18 protein-coding genes are annotated in these 18,578 nt (G+C 70.2%); 15 read left to right on the top strand and 3 right to left on the bottom strand.

Going from position 1 to position 18,578, the window contains the following annotated elements; genetic code table 11:
• Positions 1–151: 151 nt before the first annotated feature.
• The 4 genes from ACZJYS_RS00795 to ACZJYS_RS00810 all read left to right on the top strand — a co-directional run bounded on the left by ACZJYS_RS00795 (position 152) and on the right by ACZJYS_RS00810 (position 4,488).
• Positions 152–985 (top strand): chromate resistance protein ChrB domain-containing protein, encoded by an 834-nt coding sequence (locus ACZJYS_RS00795; RefSeq protein WP_493175175.1) that lies wholly within the window; start codon positions 152–154, stop codon positions 983–985.
• Positions 985–2,364 (top strand): chromate efflux transporter, encoded by a 1,380-nt coding sequence (chrA, locus tag ACZJYS_RS00800; protein ID WP_493175177.1) that lies wholly within the window; start codon positions 985–987, stop codon positions 2,362–2,364. The genes ACZJYS_RS00795 and chrA overlap by 1 nt, the downstream gene beginning before the upstream one ends.
• Positions 2,365–2,516: 152 nt before the next feature.
• A complete protein-coding gene (locus tag ACZJYS_RS00805; protein WP_493175179.1) occupies positions 2,517–3,158 on the top strand; it encodes a hypothetical protein in 642 nt (213 codons plus the stop codon).
• Positions 3,159–3,252: 94 nt separating this feature from the next.
• Positions 3,253–4,488, top strand: a complete 1,236-nt coding sequence (locus ACZJYS_RS00810; RefSeq protein ID WP_493175181.1) for an MFS transporter — start codon at positions 3,253–3,255, stop codon at positions 4,486–4,488.
• Between the two features lie 123 nt (positions 4,489–4,611).
• Here the strand turns inward: ACZJYS_RS00810 and ACZJYS_RS00815 are convergent, their stop codons facing one another.
• Together ACZJYS_RS00815 and ACZJYS_RS00820 are read right to left on the bottom strand one after the other, a co-directional pair.
• Positions 4,612–5,751 (bottom strand): nickel/cobalt efflux transporter, encoded by a 1,140-nt coding sequence (locus tag ACZJYS_RS00815; RefSeq protein WP_493175183.1) that lies wholly within the window; start codon positions 5,749–5,751, stop codon positions 4,612–4,614.
• Between the two features lie 10 nt (positions 5,752–5,761).
• Complete coding sequence (locus tag ACZJYS_RS00820; protein ID WP_493175185.1) at positions 5,762–6,040, bottom strand: metal/formaldehyde-sensitive transcriptional repressor; 279 nt, start codon at positions 6,038–6,040, stop codon at positions 5,762–5,764.
• 314 nt (positions 6,041–6,354) lie between these two features.
• Between ACZJYS_RS00820 and ACZJYS_RS00825 the strand changes: the two genes are divergently transcribed.
• From ACZJYS_RS00825 to ACZJYS_RS00860, 8 genes are all read left to right on the top strand, one after another.
• Positions 6,355–6,933 carry a cupredoxin domain-containing protein gene (locus tag ACZJYS_RS00825; protein ID WP_493175187.1) on the top strand — a complete coding sequence of 193 codons (579 nt, stop codon included), beginning with the start codon at positions 6,355–6,357 and terminating at the stop codon, positions 6,931–6,933.
• A 47-nt stretch (positions 6,934–6,980) separates the two neighbouring features.
• Entirely contained in the window at positions 6,981–8,999 is a 2,019-nt protein-coding gene (locus ACZJYS_RS00830; RefSeq protein WP_493175188.1) for a copper resistance system multicopper oxidase, read from the top strand.
• Positions 9,000–9,004: 5 nt separating this feature from the next.
• Entirely contained in the window at positions 9,005–9,763 is a 759-nt protein-coding gene (locus ACZJYS_RS00835; protein WP_493175190.1) for a copper resistance protein B, read from the top strand.
• Positions 9,764–9,971: 208 nt separating this feature from the next.
• Complete coding sequence (locus tag ACZJYS_RS00840; RefSeq protein ID WP_493175287.1) at positions 9,972–10,742, top strand: response regulator; 771 nt, start codon at positions 9,972–9,974, stop codon at positions 10,740–10,742.
• Complete coding sequence (locus ACZJYS_RS00845) at positions 10,739–11,974, top strand: ATP-binding protein (RefSeq protein WP_493175192.1); 1,236 nt, start codon at positions 10,739–10,741, stop codon at positions 11,972–11,974. Before ACZJYS_RS00840 ends, ACZJYS_RS00845 begins: the two co-directional genes overlap by 4 nt.
• 10 nt (positions 11,975–11,984) lie before the next feature.
• A complete protein-coding gene (locus ACZJYS_RS00850) occupies positions 11,985–12,458 on the top strand; it encodes a DUF411 domain-containing protein (RefSeq protein WP_493175194.1) in 474 nt (157 codons plus the stop codon).
• A 176-nt stretch (positions 12,459–12,634) separates the two neighbouring features.
• Entirely contained in the window at positions 12,635–13,012 is a 378-nt protein-coding gene (locus tag ACZJYS_RS00855; protein ID WP_493175197.1) for a hypothetical protein, read from the top strand.
• 170 nt (positions 13,013–13,182) lie between these two features.
• Positions 13,183–13,545 (top strand): hypothetical protein, encoded by a 363-nt coding sequence (locus ACZJYS_RS00860; protein ID WP_493175199.1) that lies wholly within the window; start codon positions 13,183–13,185, stop codon positions 13,543–13,545.
• 79 nt (positions 13,546–13,624) lie between these two features.
• Here ACZJYS_RS00860 and ACZJYS_RS00865 read toward each other — a convergent pair whose 3' ends face one another.
• On the bottom strand, positions 13,625–13,825 hold the full coding sequence (locus ACZJYS_RS00865) for a heavy-metal-associated domain-containing protein (RefSeq protein WP_493175201.1): 201 nt from the start codon (positions 13,823–13,825) through the stop codon (positions 13,625–13,627).
• 163 nt (positions 13,826–13,988) lie between these two features.
• Here ACZJYS_RS00865 and ACZJYS_RS00870 point away from each other — a divergent pair, with 163 nt between their 5' ends.
• The 3 genes from ACZJYS_RS00870 (at position 13,989) to ACZJYS_RS00880 (ending at position 18,526) form a co-directional block, all read left to right on the top strand.
• Positions 13,989–16,361 carry a heavy metal translocating P-type ATPase gene (locus tag ACZJYS_RS00870; protein ID WP_493175203.1) on the top strand — a complete coding sequence of 791 codons (2,373 nt, stop codon included), beginning with the start codon at positions 13,989–13,991 and terminating at the stop codon, positions 16,359–16,361.
• An 84-nt stretch (positions 16,362–16,445) separates the two neighbouring features.
• Positions 16,446–17,180, top strand: a complete 735-nt coding sequence (locus tag ACZJYS_RS00875; RefSeq protein WP_493175289.1) for a response regulator — start codon at positions 16,446–16,448, stop codon at positions 17,178–17,180.
• The gene (locus ACZJYS_RS00880) at positions 17,168–18,526 is read left to right on the top strand and encodes an ATP-binding protein (RefSeq protein WP_493175205.1); all 1,359 of its coding nucleotides are present in this window, start codon (positions 17,168–17,170) and stop codon (positions 18,524–18,526) included. Before ACZJYS_RS00875 ends, ACZJYS_RS00880 begins: the two co-directional genes overlap by 13 nt.
• Positions 18,527–18,578: the final 52 nt, after the last annotated feature.

The following is an 18,578-nucleotide window of genomic DNA, read 5'->3' on the forward strand; positions in this document are numbered from 1 at the left end:
TGCCGTGGGCTGTCTGCTGCCGCTCCGGATGTTCTTGACAGACCGCGGGCACCCTCAGCATCCTGCACCGCAAGGGGACATCCGCGATCACCCCGTGAGGCTTCGGCCGAAGCATCGCGTCCGGCACTCCACATCTATGGAGGGGACGCCCATGCCTGCGCCCGACACCATCACCACCACACAGCTCGCCCGGCTCGTCGGCCTGCCCGACGCCCCGGTCCTGCTCGATGTCCGAACCGAGGAGGACCACGCGGCGGACCCGCGCCTGCTCCCGGCCTCCTTCCGGCGCGACCACCGCGACGTGACCGCCTGGATGGCCGACCACGCCGGGCGGCACGTGGTGGTCGTCTGCCAACGCGGGCTCAAGCTCAGCCAGGGCGTCGCCGCCTGGCTGCGGCACGGCGGCGCCCGGGCCGAGGTGCTCGAGGGCGGCTTTGAGGCGTGGGCGGCCGAGGGCCACCTGCTGGTGTGCCCTGACCGGCTGCCTCCGCGCGACGCGCAGCGGCGCACCGTCTGGGTGACCCGCGCCCGGCCCAAGGTCGACCGTATCGCCTGCCCCTGGCTGATCCGGCGCTTCGTGGACCCGTCCGCCGTCTTCCTGTTCGTCGCGCCGTCCGAGGTCGGGGCCGTGGCCGAGCGCTTCGGCGCCGCGCCGTTCGACGTCGAGGGGGTGTTCTGGAGCCATCGCGGCGAGCACTGCACCTTCGACACCATGGTCCAGGAGTTCGGCTTGGCCTCGGAGCCGATGCTGCGGCTGGCTGAGATCGTCCGCGGCGCCGACACCGCCCGGCCCGACTTGGCGCCGCAGGCGGCGGGGCTGCTCGCGGCCTCCCTGGGCCTGTCGCGGATGCACCGCGACGACTTGGCCCAACTCGCGGCGGGCATGGACCTCTACGACGCCTTCTACCGCTGGAGCCGTGACGCCGTCATGGAGACGCACAACTGGCCTGCGGGGACGACAGGTGGCACAGGGAGAACGGAGTGATGAATGACGCCACCGACGAGAAGTTCCGTCCAGTCTTGGCGCCAGCGTCCGAAGACTACGCGAAGCTTCCTTCCTTTGCGGAGGCGTTCCGGATCTGGCTGAAGATCGGGCTGCTCTCCTTCGGCGGCCCGGCGGGACAGATCGCCCTGCTGCACCGGGAGGTGGTGGACGAGCGCCGCTGGGTCTCCGACGCGCGCTTCCTGCACGCGCTGAACTTCTGCACCCTGCTGCCCGGGCCGGAGGCGCAGCAACTCGCCACCTACCTTGGCTGGCTGCTGCACGGGGTGCGCGGCGGCGTCGCTGCTGGGATGCTGTTCGTGCTGCCGGGCATGGCCGTGATGCTCGGCCTCTCGATCCTCTACGCCACTGTGGGCGAGGTGCCCGCCGTCGCCGCGCTGTTCTTCGGCCTGAAGTGCGCCGTGCTGGTGCTGGTGGTCGAGGCGCTGCTGCGGGTCGCACGACGGGCCCTGAAAACCGCCAGCGCCTGGGCTTTGGCGGCAGCGGCCTTCGTGGCGCTCTATGTCTTCGGCGTGCCGTTCCCCGCCGTGGTGCTGGCGGCGGCGCTGACCGGCTACTTCGCGCCCGGAGCGTTCAAGGGCGGCAGCCACGGCGCGGCCAAGGAAGGTCCGCCTGCGCTGCTGGACGCGGTGCTGGCGGCGGATCCTGGCCGTCCCGCCCGGCTGGCGGCCAGCGCATGGCGTGCGGGCTGGGTGGCCGTGGCGCTGTGGCTGCTGCCAGTCGCCGTGCTCATGGCGACCGGGGCCGGGGTGTTCGCGGACGTCGCGTGGTTCTTCTCCAAGATGGCGGTGGTGACCGTGGGCGGCGCCTACGCCGTGCTGGCTTACGTCGCCCAGCAGGCGGTGGAAGGTTATGGCTGGCTGACCTCGGACCAGATGCTGGTCGGCCTCGGCCTTGCCGAAACCACGCCCGGGCCGCTCATCCTGGTGCTGCAGTTCGTCGGCTTCATGGCCGGGTTCGGCCAGGGTGGGCTGGCCTGGGGCATCATGGCCTCAGTGCTCACGGTCTGGATCACCTTCGCGCCCTGCTTCGCCTTCATCTTCCTCGGCGCGCCGTTCGTCGAGCGGCTGCACGCCAACCGCAAACTCACCGGCGCCATGGCTGCCGTCACCGCGGCCGTGGTGGGCGTGATCGCCAACCTGGCGCTCTGGTTCGGGCTGCGGGTGCTGTTCGCCGACGTCCGGCAGGTGGAGTTCGGGCCTGCGGCGCTGGACCTGCCGCTGCCGGGAAGCCTGGATCCGCTTGCGCTGGGCCTCGCCGCGCTCGCCGCCGCCTGCCTGTTCGGCTTCAAGCTGGGCCTGCTGAAGACCCTCGGCATCACCGCGACTGTCGGGCTGGTGGCGAGGCTCGCCATCGGCTGAGGCCCAGGGCCTCTCGGTCCGAACAAAGAAGAGAGATGGCCATGGCACACGGTACCCTCCGGTCAGCCCTCGCCGGACTGGCCTCGCACGATCGCCCCGCTGGGTAGGTGGCGGTCATGCGATCTCATCCCCCGTTGCTGGGCAGGCGACCCGTGCTCCTCGCCGCGGCTGGCTTGGCACCGGCGGCTCGCCCTGCTGCTGCCGAAGGCGAGCCGCGGCGCGTCGACTTCGAGGACGCGGCGGTCGGCACGGCGCCTCGGGGTTTCTCCTTCGCGCTCACCGGCGGAGGCGCCCCGGTTCGGTGGACCGTGCTGGGGGACCCGTCCTCCCCGGCCGGACCGAAGGTGCTGGCCGAAACCAGCAGGGACCGCACCGACAATCGGTTCCCGCTCGCCATCCTGGACGACGTGACGGCGCGCGACGTGGCCGTCTCCGTGCGCTTCCGGCCGGTCTCCGGCACCGTCGACCAGGCGGCCGGACTGGTGGTCCGCCTACGCGACGCGCGGAACTACTACGTCGCCCGGGCCAACGCGCTGGAGAACAACGTCCGCCTCTACCGCGTGGCGGACGGGCACCGCATCCAGTTCGCGGGCGTGGACACCCGGGTGCCGCGCGACCGCTGGCAGGCGCTCGGCCTGCGGATCAAAGGCGACCGGCTGGTGGTTTCGCTGGACGACCGCGAACTCTTCACCGCGATGGACAAGACCTTCGCGGAGGCGGGTCGGGTTGGGCTGTGGACCAAGGCCGACAGCGTGACCCACTTCGACGCCTTCGAAGTCCAGCCGCTGCGCTGACCGGCTCATGGCGCCTTGGCTGACCACGAGAGGAGTTCCGATGTCAGGAGCGGCAGGTTCGTCATCAGACGCAGGGGCGGCGGCCCGCGACGGGTTGATCTGCCGCGTCCTGGCCGCGCGCGGCTTGCGGGCGTTCGGCGACGGCTACGTCGCCATCCTGCTGCCGGTGCACCTCGGTCGGTTGGGTTACGGCCCGACCGAGGTCGGGTTGGTCGCCACCAGCACCCTCCTGGGGTCGGCGCTGCTGACGCTGGCCTTCGGCGCCGTCGGTCATCGCCTGCGCCTGCGCCAGGGACTGCTCGCCGCCGCCCTGCTGATGGCGGCGACCGGCCTTGGGTTCGGCGTCCTCCGCGACTTCTGGCCGCTGCTGCTCGTGGCCTTCGTCGGGACCATCAATCCCTCGGGTGGCGACGTCAGCGTCTTCCTGCCCATGGAGCACACCATCATCGCTCAGTCCGTGGAGGATCGGGAGCGCACGGATGTCTTCGCGCGCTACAGCTTCGTCGGGTCCATCGGGGCGGCAGTGGGAGCCTTGGCTATCGGCGCCCTCGACTGGCTCGAGCGGCTTCTGCCCGGCGTCGACGTGGGCGGTGCCCTGTTCCTGCTTTACGGTGCGATCGGCCTGGCCACCCTGCTGGTCTACACGGGCCTCCCGGAGGTGCGCTCCACCGAGGTTCCGCCGCGGGCGGCGCTGGGGCCATCGCGCAGGCGGGTCTACGGCCTCGCCGCGTTGTTCTCCGTGGACGCCTTCGGCGGCGGCTTCATCGTGAACTCACTGCTCGCCCTGTGGCTGTTCGAGCGCTTCGGCCTGTCCGTGGCGACGACGGGCGCGATCTTCTTCGTGACCGGCATCTGCTCTGCGCTGTCCTACTTTGTCGCCGCCCGGCTGGCGGAGCGTTTCGGGCTGATCAACACCATGGTGTTCACGCATCTGCCTTCCAGCGTCTTCCTGGTGCTGGCAGCCTTGGCGCCGACGCTCTCGGTCGCCGTCGTGCTGCTCGTACTCCGCAGCCTGCTGTCCCAGATGGACGTGCCGACCCGGTCCTCCTACGTCATGGCGGTCGTCGAACCGGCGGAGCGGCCTGCCGCGGCGAGTGTCACCGCCGTGCCGCGCAGCCTCGCGGCCTCGCTCTCACCGGCGCTGGCAGGATGGATGCTGGCCACGAGCCCGTTCGGGTGGCCCCTCGTCTGCGCGGGCACACTCAAGATCATCTACGACCTTGCCCTGTTGCGCAGCTTCCGCTCCGTCCGCCCACCGGAAGAAACAGAGTTGGACGGCAGGCCAGCCAATAAACGTGGCAAGGGTCCCGCGCCCGGCGAAAGGCGGTAAGGGGCGGAGGGAGTTGCCTCCTTCCGCCCTTCGCAGGAGGCCGCCGCTCAAGGCCGCTCGCAGCGGCGATGTCGTCCGTTCTTGAGCCGCAGCGATGGGGGGCGAACCGAAGTCCGCTCGTCCCTACAGGGTGCCGGGCGGCAGGGCCGACCAGCCGCTCCAGCCGATGTAGAGACCGACCAGCAGGATCAGCGCCGCCGAGACGTAGGGCGCCCGCCGGGCCACACGGTCGAACAGGCCGGACCAGCGGCGCTCGGCGTGGCGCATGCCGATGGCCGCCGCCACGCCGACCGAGACCATCACCACGGCAAGGCCGACCGAGAAGCACAGCACCAGGGTGGCGCCCAGGCTGAACTGCTGCAGCTGCAGGCAGAGCAGCAGGACGGTGATGGCCGCTGGGCAGGGAATAAGGCCGCCGGTCAGGCCGAAGAGCATGATCTGCCAGGTGGTCACAGAGCGGTTGGTGAAGCGGCGCCGGATATCCTCGGCATGCGCGCGCTCATGCGCGTCCTGGAAGCCGGGCGACGACACGTCCAGCCCTTCATGGCTGTGATCGTGGTCATGCCCGTGATCATGCTCTTGGAACGCGAGGTCGTATTCGTGGGCGTGCCCGCCATGGGCCAGACGCACCCGTGCCTCGAAGGCATGCGGCTCCGGGATTTCCTCGAGGGATTCGAGGTAGCCGCCGCGGTCGGCGAAGGCGAAGGCCTGCCGGGCGCCGTCCGGGCGGATGGTCTCCACCGTCACCTCGCGGGCCTTCCAGCCGTGGCCGCCCTCGAAGCGGACGCGCCAGCGGGGCGGCCCGCCGTCCTCGAACACCTCCAGCGCCATGACGCCGTGGCCGGTGTCGATGCGCCGGACCTCGTCGCCGCCGTGATGGTCGTGGTGATGGTCGTGGTGATGGTCGTGGTCCGGGTGCTGGTCGCGCCAGGTGCGCCACAGCATCCAGGCCGCGACGCCGACCACGATCACGGCCGAGGCAAGCTGGAAATAGGGCTCGGAGGTTTCGACATCGAAGCTGCTGGCATAGTGCAGGCCGACAAGGGCAACCGCCCAGACAACAAGCGTATGGGACAGCGCCGCCGAAAGGCCGAGCAGCACCGCCTGCGGCACGCTGCCCCGGATGGCCACGATGAAGGCGGCCATCATGGTCTTGGAATGCCCGGGCTCCAGCCCATGCAGGGCGCCGAGCAGGATGGCGGAGGGGATAAAGAGCCAGGCATGGGCCGCCCCCTGCTGGAGCAGCTCGGAAAAGGAGGTCACGGGCCGGTCGTCACTTCAGGTAGGTGCGGACGAGGTCGAGCAGTTGCTCGGCGGCGTCTTCGTTGAGGGCACCGGGGTGCTTCTCCGGGTCGACCAGGTGATGCAGGACGTGGTCCTCGACCACCTCGGCCATCAGCCCGGCCGTGGCACCGCGGACGGCCGCAATAAGCTGCATCACCCGCTCGCAGCCCGCCTCGCTGTCCAGGGCGCGCTCGATCGCCTCGACCTGGCCCTTGATGCGCCGCACCCGGCCGAGGAGCTTCTGTTTCTCGTGGATGGTGTGGGTCATGGTCACGGAATACGGTAGGGGGGTACCCTATTCAACATTGATTGTTCGACGGCTGGTATACCGGCCGCCGTGACCATCTCGGGACACAGTCCGCATCAAGCCCGACCTGTTGATTTATCTCGATTTTTCAGCGCCTACCGGAGGGGGGGGCGTAGGCAGCCGCTCAGACGCGCACCTCGCTCGCCAACGCGGCCTGAAATATCTTGTCATATTCGGGCAATCTTCGGCTCGCACTCGGCCGCCATCCTGACCCCCGTCACATCGAGCGTGGGCCTTGCCTTTCCCGCGCCTGCACAGACCGGGGAAGCCCAGAGATGCGCCTTGTCACCTCCGTCGCGGCCGCCGCCCTGGCCCTTCTCGCCGTCGCGGCCCAGACCCGGCCCGCCGCCGCAGACCAATCCTACCAGGAGTTCGGCACCCGCGGCCGCGCCGTGGACGCCAAGCGGACGGTCGACATCGTCATGCGCGACAACAGCTACCAGACGCAGCGCATCCAGGTCCGGGCCGGGGAGACCGTCCGCTTCCGGGTGCGCAATGCGGGCGAGCTCCTGCACGAGTTCAACATCGGCACCGCCGCCATGCACCGGCAGCACCAGCGCGAGATGCAGGCCATGTTCGACAGCGGCATGATGTCGGCGACCAGCAAGGACGCCATGGCTGGCATGGACCACTCCAACATGCCGGGCATGAACCATGGCGCCATGGGCCACGGCGGTATGAAGCACGGTGCCGCGACGATGAGCCACGACGACCCGAACGCCGTCTTGGTGAATCCCGGCAAGACCGAGGAGATGATCTTCAAGTTCACCAAGGCCACCGAACTCGAGTTCGCCTGCAACATCCCGGGCCACTACGAGTCCGGCATGGTGGGCAACGTCGTCTTCTCGCGCTGAGCGTCCAGCAGGGCCATGCCGCGCCGATCGCGGCCAAGGATCGAACGATGACCAACAACAAGCTGAGTAGGCGGCAGGCGCTGGGCCTCGGGGTCGCCGCCCTGGCGTTCCCGGCGGCGCCCGCCGCCCTGGCGCAGCCCGCCGTCGGGCGGGCGATGCCGCGCGAGTTCAACCTGAACCTGTCCCACGTCACGGCCAACATCACCGGGCGCCGCCGCCCGGCCATGGCCATCAACGGGCAGATCCCGGGTCCCGTCCTGCGCTTCCGCGAGGGCGAGGAGGTGGTGATCAACGTCACCAACCAACTGCGCGAGCACACCTCGATCCACTGGCACGGCCTGATCCTGCCGAGCAGCCAGGACGGCGTGCCGGGCATCAGCGACGGCTTCCAGGGCATCGATGCGGGAGGGACGCACCAGTACCGCTTCCCGCTCGTCCAGGCCGGGACCTACTGGTACCACAGCCATTCGGGCGTGCAGGAACAGTCCGGGATCTACGGCTCCATCGTTATCGATCCTGCGACGCCGCAGCCTTTCGGCTACGACCGCGATTACATCATCCAGTTGTCAGACTGGACGGATGAGACGCCGAGCCACGTTATCGCCAACCTGAAACGCGACCCCGGCTACTACAACTACAACAAGCGCACCCTGGCCAGCCTGATCGGGGAGCTCCGCCGGGCGCCGGATGGCGCCGCGCGCTCGGCCATCGTCTCCGACCGCATCATGTGGGGCGACATGCGGATGGACCCGACTGACATCGAGGATGTCGGCGGCTACACCTACCTAGTCAACGGCCACACCCCGGCACAGAACTTCACCGCGCCGTTCCGACCGGGCGAGACGGTGCGCCTGCGCTTCATCAACAGCGGCGCCATGACGCACTTCGACGTGCGCATCCCCGGTCTCGAGATGACCGTTATCCAGGCTCACGGCCTCAACGTGCGCCCCGTCACCGTGGACGAGTTCCGCATCGCCCCGGCCGAGACCTTCGACGTCCTGGTCCGCCCGCGCGACGGGCGCCAGTACCAGGTGCTGGCGGAATCGATGGGTCGCCAGGGCTTCGCGCAGTTCAGCTTGGCCACGCGGGAGGGCCTTCCCGCCCTGCCGCTGCCGCCGCACCGCCCGCGCCCCGTCCTGACTATGGCCGACATGGGCATGAACTACGGGCCGAGCGGCCTGGACCGCGGCACGCCGATGCCAGAGGTGGACGCTCCCGGCCACGTCGCGCCCATGGAGATGGGCGGCATGGGTGGGATGGACCACTCCGCGATGCAGATGCCCGCCGGAGGCTCCGCGGGCACGCAGGGCGGCTCCATGGGCGGCATGAACCATGGAGGCATGGCGGGCATGGACCATTCCGCCATGCAGATGCCCGCCGGTGGTTCCCAGGGCATGCAGCATGGCGCCATGGGCGGCATGAACCACGCAAACATGGCTGGCATGGACCACTCGTCCATGGCCGGGATGAACCATGGCGCATCGGGCGACATGGCAGGCATGGACCACAGCAGTATGCCTGGCATGAACTACGGTTCCGCGGGCGGCGCCGCGATGGGGGGCATGGACCACGGCGCCATGGCGATGCCGGATCCCCTGGTGAACGACGTCGGCGCCCCGCCGGGCGCCCGCGTCCTGTCCTACCGCGACCTCCGGGCCGCCAAGCCGCTCTACCCGGTCCGGGAGCCGACCCGGATCATCGAGATCCGGCTGACCGGCAACATGGAGCGGTACTTCTGGTCCATCAACGGCAACAGCTTCAGCCAGGCGCAGCCCATCCAGCTGCACCTCGGCGAGCGGGCGCGCTTCCGCTTCGTCAACGAGACCATGATGAACCACCCGATGCACCTGCACGGCATGTGGATGATGCCGCAGGTCGGCAACGGAGCCGAGAACCCCTTGCTGCACACGGTCAACATCAAACCCGGCTCGACGGTCGACGTGGACATCGAGGCCGATGCGCCCGGCGGCTGGGCCTTCCATTGCCACATGCTCTACCACATGGAGACCGGGATGATGCGCAAGGTGTCCGTGGTCGCATCGCGACAGTCGGCTTCGGCGCGGTGACCGCCATGAAGACCAAGAGCATCCTGACCGCCGCCGCTTCCCTGGCCGTCCTGGCCCTGGGCGCCTTCCAGGCCGCACCGGCATACGCCCAGGCGATGCAGCACAGCACTGAGCCGCCCTTCAGCCATGAGGTGTTCACCGGCGCGGTGCTGTTCGAGAAGCTCGAGTACGGCTGGGGGTTGGACGGCCCCAACATCGGTCGCTGGGACGGGCAGGCCTGGTACGGCGGCGACGTCAACCGCGTCTGGCTGAAGACCGAGGGCGAGACGGCGCGGAATGGGACGGTCGAAGACGCCGAGGTCCAGCTGCTCTACTCGCGCCTGATCGGTTACTACTGGGACTTCCAGGCCGGTGTCCGCTACGACATCCGCCCGCGTCCGGACCGCTTCTACGGCGTCATCGGCCTGCAGGGGCTGGCGCCCGGCATGTTCGAGGTGGACGTCCAGGGCTTCGTCAGCGAGAAGGGCGACCTGTCGGCGCGTGCCGAGGTGTCATACGACGCCTACATCACGCAGCGGTTGGTGCTTCAGCCCAACGTCGAGGTCAACCTTGCGCTTCAGAAGGTGCCCGAGCTTGGGGTCGGCAGCGGCTTCAACGACGTCGAGGCAGGTCTGCGGCTGCGCTACGAGTTCACCCGCGAGGTGTCGCCCTATATCGGCGTCTCCTACGAGCGGAAGCTCGGCGACACAGCGCGCTACGCCCGCAACGAGGGCGAGGACGTGGGCGGCTGGTCCTTCCTGACCGGCATCCGGCTGTTCTTCTGAGGCCGCCATGGTGCTCCGCACGGCCCCCATCGCGACGGTAACCTTCGGGCGCCCTGGCGTTTACCCCGTGCGGTGCACCTCCCACACTGGGCTGGGCATGGTGGCCCTAATCTGGTGGGAGAAGCCGACATGAACGAGTTCGCAGCGAAGGCTGCATGCGCCTCTGGCTCGGCTGAGAAGGCGTGGGCAAAGCTAGGTGTCGTCACCGGTGCCGCCGCTCGATCCTGATGCCGAGCGGGAGGCGCGTGCCGCCAACCCGCTGCCCCTCGAGGCCCACATCCTCGTCGTCGAGGACGACGGGGAGATGCGCACGCTCATCGCCAAGTTCCTGCGCCAGAACGGGTTCCGGGTGACGGGCGCGCGGAACGGTGCGGAGATGTGGGACACCATGGCGCTGTCGCCGGTGGACCTGGTGCTGCTCGACGTGATGTTGCCGGGCCAGTCCGGCCTCGACCTGTGCCGGACCATCCGCGCCAGGTCGGAGGTCCCGATCATCATGGTGACCGCCCGTGGCGAGGAGGCCGACCGGGTGGTGGGCCTGGAGCTCGGCGCCGACGACTACCTTCCCAAGCCGTTCAGCCGCCCGGAGCTGCTGGCCCGGATCCGGGCCGTGTTGCGGCGCGCGCAGGCCGGAGCCACGCGGATGGGGCTGGTGACCGGCGACCGCATGGTGTTCTCGGACTGGGTGCTCGACACCCGGCGTCGCGAGCTGGCGGCGCCGGACGGCTCGGCGGTCGACCTGTCCAGCGGCGAGTACGACCTGCTGCTGGCCTTCTGCGAGCACCCGCAGCGCGTCCTGTCGCGGGACCAGCTGCTGGACCTCGCCCGCAACCGCATCTCGGACAGCATCGACCGCTCGGTGGACGTGATGGTCAGCCGCCTCCGCCGCAAGCTGGAGCCGCTGCCGGACAGTCCTGCCATCATCAAGACCGTCCGGGGTGCAGGCTACATGTTCGTCCCCGCGGTGGCTCGCCGATGAGGCGGCTGCTGCCCAGTACCCTGGCTGGCCGCATCATCCTGGTACTGCTGGTCGGCCTGATGGCCTTCCACGTCGGCAGCCTGTGGCTGCACCAGACCGGCAGCGACATCCTGCTGGGGAGCACGCAGCAGAAGGTCACCGCCGAGCGTGTCGCCGCCGCCGCCCGAGCCGTTGGCATGGTGCCAGCGGACGCGCGGGAAGCCGTGGCGCAGGCCCTGTCCTCACCGGGCTTCCAGGTACGCTGGCAACCCGGCGGCGCGGCGGGCGCGATGGCCGCCCAGGACCTCGCGCTCACGGGTCACATGGAGGCGGAAGGCGCGGTCGGCCTGCCGGACGGCAGCCACCTCTGGTACCACGCCGATCCGCTGCAGGCGCAGCCGGAGCACGCCACGCTACTCTCCACGACCGCGATGGCGGTCGGCATCCTGGTGCTGGGGCTGCTGGTGGTGCGCCTCATCGCGCGGCCGCTGCGGCAGCTCTCCAACGCAGCCGACCGCATCGGCAGGCCTGGCCAGACGGTCACCGTGCCCGAGGAAGGACCCCGCGAGGTCCGGCAGGCGGCGCAGGCCTTCAACCGCATGCAGGCGCGCATCGACCGTCTCATCGCCGACCGGACTCAGGCGCTGGCGGCCGTCAGCCACGACCTCAGGACGCCCCTGGCGCGCCTGCGCCTGCGGGCGGGCTTCCTGGACGACGCCGAGGTGCAGCAACAGATCGACGCCGACCTCGATGAGATGGACGCCATGATCGGCTCCACGCTCGCCTATCTGCGGGGCGACGAGGAGCAGGAGGAGGTCCGGTCCTCCGACATCGCGGCGATGCTCCAGACGCTCTGCGGCGACGCGGAGGACATGGGCAAGTCGGTGGCCTACGAGGGGCCGCCGCAGGCGCGGCTCCCCTGCCGGGCCATCGCTCTCAAGCGCGCCTTCGCCAACGTCATCGACAACGCGGTGAAGTACGGCACCTCGGCCCGGGTGGTGCTGTCCGACCTGGGGCGAGAACTCGTGGTCCACGTCGACGACATTGGGCCAGGGGTGCCGGAGGAGCAGCTGGAAAGCGTCTTCCAGCCCTTCTACCGCCTCGAGGAATCCCGCAACCGCGGCACCGGCGGCTCCGGCCTCGGGCTGGCCATCGCGCGCCAGGCGATCGGCCGCCACGGCGGTTCGGTGACGCTTCAGAACCTCGCGGACGGAGGGCTGCGCGCCATCATCCGCCTGCCCAGGCCAGCCTAGGAGAATGATGATGCCCGCCTGGACCACACGCCGAAGCCTCACCACTGGCCTGCTCGGCCTGGCCGTGCTGCCCGCGGCTTGCGGCGGCCCGCCCAAGGTGGAGGCGTGGCGGGACCGAACCTGCGGCTGCTGCGGCGGCTGGGTCGAGCACCTGAGGGCCGAGGGCTTCGAGGTGGCAGACAACGCGGTGGACGCCGTCGGCCCGCACCGGCAGGCGCTCGGAACGCCTTCCGACCTGATGTCCTGCCACGCGGGGAAGGTCGGCCGCTACGCCCTGGAGGGCCATGTTCCTGCGGTCGCCATCCGGCGACTGCTCAAGGAGAGGCCGGAAGGCATTGCCGGACTGTCCGTGCCCGCCATGCCGGTCGGCGTGCCGGGCATGGAGGTGCCGGGGGCAGAGCCCTCGACCTACGAGGTTGTCGCCTTCGGGCGCGACGGCGCCTGGCGGCCGTGGATGCGCTTCCGCGGCTTGGAGGCCGTGTGAGAGCGGCCATCACCTTCGCCTTCGGCAGGCCCTCCGAGAGCCTGTCTTCATCAACGCCGCGCATGGCGCCATCGGCTCCGGTCCGTGGACCCCGACACGCCGTGCAGCGTCGTTACCCTGGCCCGCTACAGCGGGCCAGGGCGTCTACAGAACCCCTGCCACTCCTAGGAGGACACATGGTCCACATCACATCGAAAGCGATCGGTAAGGTCGCCCTGGTCGCGACGCTGCTGCTGGGCGTCGCCGCCTGCGCGCAGCCCGGAGGCCCAACGGCGACGACCCCGACCTCGTCGCAGATGTCGCTGACCCCGGCGCCGAGCACCCTGCCGGGCTCGTCCGCCGCCACGGCCACCTCGGGCGCCCAGGGCAGCATGGGCTCCATGCCCGGGCACGACATGTCCGGCATGCAGGGTCACAACATGGGCGGCATGGGCGGCATGAACATGCAGCAGATGATGCAGCACTGCCAGCAGATGCGGGCGAAGGCCCAGCAAGGTTCGCTGTCGCCGCAGATGCAGCAGATGATGCAGCACTGTCAGATGATGAACCACTGACAGGATGGAGGCGGGGTGCCCCTGGGTCGCCCCGCCTCGCACCCGCGCGGAAGCACAGTGCAGTTCCGCTGACATCTATTGATAAGATGGCGCAAGCGGGCGGACACAGTGGCGGCCCATCCTCTTCAGGTGCCGGACGAGAAACGGCAAACCTGATTGAGGATCTCGCTATGACACCCCGCTTCCAATCCGCCCTTTTCGCCCTCTCCCTGTACGCGGCGATCGGCGCTTCCGCCACGGTGGCGCACGCCAACGGGCCCATCGAGGTCGTTGGGCGGGGCGAGAACTTCGCCGTGGTCTACCCGCCCGGCCATGACGAGAATGTCGTGGGTGGAGGGCGTGTCGCCGTTGCCGGGAACGGGGAGAACCTGCGGATCCGTTACCTCGATCCCGGCGCCGCGCACCCGGTCCCCGGCGTTCCGGTTCCGACCGGCGGAGAGTCTGGCGGCGTCGCCTACCTCCAGCCCGGGCACCACTACGGCGAGAAGACGGCCGAGGTGATGAGCAATCCGCATGTCCGGCATCACATGTAGCCGTCGGGGGCTGCCGGACTCAGAACGGCATCGGCACCGGCGGAGGTTTACCGCAAGGATCGCCGATGCCGCCCCGGGCTCAGGCGGCTGCCTGATTGGCGTAGCCCGCCTCCTGGATGGCGGCGGCGAACTCCGCCTGGGGAACGGAGGAGGTCACGGTCACACGCCTGTTCTCGACATCGGCGGCGAACTCCGCCAAGGCGTCCTTCTCCTTGACGGCGCGCTCCACCTTCTTGGCGCAGCCGCCACACTTCATGCCGGGAACGTCGAAGCGGTACATCGTGCTCTCCTCGCGAGTGACCGCATGACAGGTGGGGCTTGCCCCTGTGGGAAGGTCAAGGCGCCGCGACATGCCGCTGCACGCTTGACCTTCCCACAATGGGAGACCCCACGTCCGAGATGAGACGAGTGTCGGCCACAGCAGCCGCGGAGGAACCCCGCAGATGGACGAGCATCAACACCACTATCACGGTCACGGCGCCCACCACGGTGGGGACACGCCAGCGAACGACATGGAGGCGAAGGCTCGTGACCCGGTCTGCGGCATGTCCGTCGACCCGGCCAAGACGCCGCACCACGCCAACCATGGCGGTGCCGCGTTCCATTTCTGCTCGGCTGGATGCAAGTCAAAGTTCGAGGCCGACCCCGGCAAGTACCTGAAGCCGGAGAAGGCAGCCGCGCCGACGGCGGCGGAGAAGGCCGCCATTTACACCTGTCCGATGCACCCGGAGGTCCGCCAGCAGGGGCCGGGCAACTGCCCGATCTGCGGCATGGCCCTGGAGCCGCTGGAGGTCACGGCCGAGGCCGCTCCCAACGCGGAACTCGCCGACATGACGCGGCGGTTCTGGGTCGGCCTCGTGCTGACGCTGCCGATCCTCGTCCTGGAGATGGGCGCGCACATCCCGGGCCTCGGCCTCCACCACCTGGTGCCGCCCAGGGTCTCCGTGTGGGTCCAGTTCCTGCTCGGGACGCCGGTCGTGCTTTGGGCAGGCTGGCCGTTCTTCGTGCGCGGCTGGCAGTCCGTCGCGAACCGCAGCCTGAACATGTTCAGCCTGATCGCGCTCGGCACCGGCGCCGCCTACCTTTACAGCCTGGTCGCGACCTTCGCGCCTGGCGTCTTCCCGGAAGGCTTCCGCGGCATGGACGGCACGGTCGCCGTCTACTTCGAGGCCGCCGCGGTCATCACCGTGCTCGTCCTGCTGGGCCAGGTGCTCGAGCTGCGGGCCCGCGAGCAGACCGGCGGCGCCATCCGCGCCCTGCTGAACATGGCTCCCAAGACGGCGCGGCGCCTGAAGGAAAACGGCGAGGACGAGGAGATCCCGCTGGCCGAGGTGCATGTAGGCGACCGGCTGCGCGTGCGGCCGGGCGAGAGCGTGCCGGTGGACGGCGCGGTGCTGGAGGGCAGCGGCGCCGTGGACGAGTCCATGGTCACTGGCGAATCCCTGCCGGTCGAGAAGGCGCCCGGGTCCAAGGTCATCGGTGGCACGGTGAACGGCACCGGCGCCCTGGTGATGCGGGCGGACAAGGTCGGCTCCGACACCATGCTTTCGCGCATCGTCGCCATGGTCGCCGAGGCACAGCGCAGCCGGGCGCCCATCCAGCGCATGGCCGACACGGTGGCGGGCTGGTTCGTCCCGGCGGTCATCGTCATCGCCGTCATCGCCTTCGTCGCTTGGGCGGTGTGGGGCCCGTCGCCTGCGCTCTCCTACGGGCTGATCGCCGCCGTCTCCGTGCTCATCATCGCCTGCCCCTGCGCGCTCGGCCTGGCCACGCCCATGAGCATCATGGTCGGCGTCGGCAAGGGAGCGTCCGCGGGCGTGCTCATCAAGAACGCCGAGGCGCTCGAGCGCATGGAGAAGGTCGACACCCTGGTGGTGGACAAGACCGGCACGCTCACCGAGGGCAAACCGAAGGTGGTGGCCGTGGTCCCTGCGCCGGGCCTGACCGAGGCCGAGGTGCTGCCGCTCGCCGCCAGCCTGGAACGGTCCAGCGAACACCCGCTGGCGGCCGCCGTGGTGGCGGCGGCCAGGGAGCGTGGCGTGGCCTTCGGCGAGCCCGCCGACTTCGCCTCCGTCACCGGCAAGGGCGTGACCGGCACCGTGGGCGGGCGCCGGGTCGCGCTGGGCAACGCGCGGCTGATGCAGGAACTGGGCGTGGAACTGGGCGAGCTCGCCGCCAAGGCCGACGAGCTCCGGCGCGAGGGCGGCACGGCGCTGTTCCTGGCCTTGGACGGCGCGCCGGGCGGCGTCATCGCGGTCGCCGACCCCATCAAGCAGAGCACGCCCGCAGCACTGGAGAGCCTGCGCGCCAGCGGCATCCACATCGTCATGCTGACGGGCGACAACCGCACCACGGCTGAGGCGGTGGCCCGCAGGCTCGGCATCGACGAGTTCCAGGGCGACGTGCTGCCCGAGGACAAGCACCGCATCGTCCGGGAGCTCCGCGCCAAGGGGAAGGTCGTCGCCATGGCGGGCGACGGGGTGAACGACGCCCCGGCGCTGGCGGAGGCCGACGTCGGCATCGCCATGGGCACCGGGACGGACGTTGCCATGCAGAGCGCGGGCGTGACGCTGGTGAAGGGCGACCTCGCGGGGATCGCGCGGGCGCGGCTCCTGTCGCACGCGGTCATGCGCAACATCCGGCAGAACCTGTTCTTTGCCTTCGTCTACAACGCGGCCGGGGTGCCGCTGGCGGCGGGCGTGCTCTACCCGGTGCTGGGCCTGCTGCTCAGCCCCATCGTTGCGGCCCTGGCCATGGCACTGAGCTCGGTCTCGGTGATCGGCAACGCGCTGCGCCTGCGCACCACGCGCATCTGACGGGCGATACCGGGGAGAGACGAGTTGGCGGACCGCTTCGACACCGAAGGACATCGGGGGCCATTGCCCGCGGACCTCCCCCCGATGTCCGGCGAAGGGAGGCACATCCTGGTCGTCGAGGATGACGGGGACCTTCGCAAGCTCCTGCTCTCCCTGCTGCGCCGGAACGGGTTCCGGGCCACCGGCGCCCAGGACGGCGTGGAGATGCGGCGCCTCCTCGCGACGGCGGCGGTGGACCTCGTCCTGCTCGACGTGATGCTGCCCGGCAGGTCGGGGTTCGAACTGTGCCGGGACCTCCGAGCCGAGGGGAGGGTGCCGGTGATCGTCCTCACCGCCCTGGCCGAGACCTCGGACCGCGTCGTCGGCCTGGAGCTGGGTGCCGACGACTTCGTGGTGAAGCCCGCCGACCCGCGTGAGCTGGTCGCGCGCATCCGTGCGGTTCTGCGCCGCACCGGGAGGGCGGAGGGTTCACCGGATGCGCACGGCCGCGTCGTGGCACACTTCGCGGGATGGTCCCTGCATACCCGGCGGCGCGAACTGCTCCGGCCGGATGGGGCGGCCGTCGAACTGACCAGCGGCGAGTACGACCTGCTGCTCGCCTTCGTGGAGCGGCCGCAGCGAATCCTGACCAGGGACCAGCTCCTCGACCTCGCCCGGAACCGTCCCTACGGAGGGCTGGACCGCTCCATGGACGTGCAGATCAGCCGGTTGCGCGCCAAGCTGGGGCCTCGCCCACACGAGGATGGCGAGCCAGGCCTGATCAAGACCGTGCGGGGCATCGGCTACCTGCTCTCCAGCCCTGTGGAATGGTCAGCGTGAGGCGCCTTGTCCCGCAATCCCTGGCCGCGCGGACGCTCACGGCGCTGACGATCGGCTTCGCGGTCCTCTTCGCGGCCATGGTGGGGGTCCACGATATCCTCCTCCGGCAGGCGGTAGAGCGCGGGACCGAGGAACTGCTGGCCCACCGCCTCGCCGCGCTGATGGACGCCGTGGGCGCGGCGCCCGAGGCGGACCGCGACCAGGTGGCGCATGCCCTGTCCCGGGTGGACCTGAGCGTGCATTGGCAACGTGACCCGGTGCCCACGCCGGAACACCCCCTCAGGGGCGACTGGGGCACGGTGGCGGCCCGCACCATGGCGCTGTCCGGGCTGGCCACCGAGGTGCAGGTCCGTCCCGGGCGCCACGACACGGCATCGGACCGGATCGTCGACATCGGTGCCATGGCGCGCCTCCAGGACGGTTCGTGGCTCGACGTGGAGATCGCGTCGCTCAACGTCCTGTCCGCCGACCGGAGCGCGCTGCACCTCTACGCGGCCGCCATCGGCCTGGCGCTGCTGCTGGCCGTGGGCGTCGCCGTGCGCTCCGTCTCGGCGCCTGTTGCCGTCCTTGCGAGGACCGTCTCCAACATGAACGTCGAGCGCGCGGCGCCGCTCCCAGCGGCTTCCGGTCCCCGCGAGGTAAGGCAGCTGACCGAGGCGCTGAACGAGATGGCCGCCAAGACGCGCGACGCGTTCCGGCAGCGGACGCTGGCCCTCGGCGCGCTCTCGCACGACCTGATGTCGCCGATCGCTCGCTTGCGCCTGCGAGCCGAGGAGATGCCGGACGAGGTCCAGGAATCGGTCCGGCGCGACCTGGCGGAGATGGAGACCATGGTCTCCGACGTCCTCGCCTACCTGCGCGGGGGGCATGCCGGTGAGGCCGTCCAGCCGCTGGCGTTCGCCGCGCTCCTCCGCACCGTCGTGGACGAGTTCGCCGAGGCGGGCGTCCCCGTCCGGGAGGGGCGCATGGACGAGGAGGCCGTCGCGCCAGTGCGGCGAGTCGCCGTGAAGCGCGCCGTGACGAACCTGGTGGCCAACGCCGCGCGGCACGGTTGCGATCCCTGGGTGGAGGTCGAGGCCCGTGCCGACGAGGTGCTGGTGCGGGTCGGCGACAACGGCCCCGGCATCCCTCCGGAGGACCTGCCCCGCGTCACCGAGCCGTTCTTCCGCGGCGACCGAACGCGCGCGGCGGGCGGCGGGAGCGGCCTCGGTCTCTCGACCGCGCGCGCCATCGTCGAGGCCCACGGTGGCGGGCTGACGATCGAGAGCGCTGCGGGGCGCGGAACGCTGGTGACGGTGCGGCTCCCCCGCCGGGCCGTCGGCGTGGTCGGCAATAAAAGGTTTTAATCGGACGCCGGACCGGCCGCCCTCAGCGACCGTTAAGTCGGCAACGGGAACG

It is taken from the genome of Roseomonas sp. TS2 (assembly GCF_058833935.1).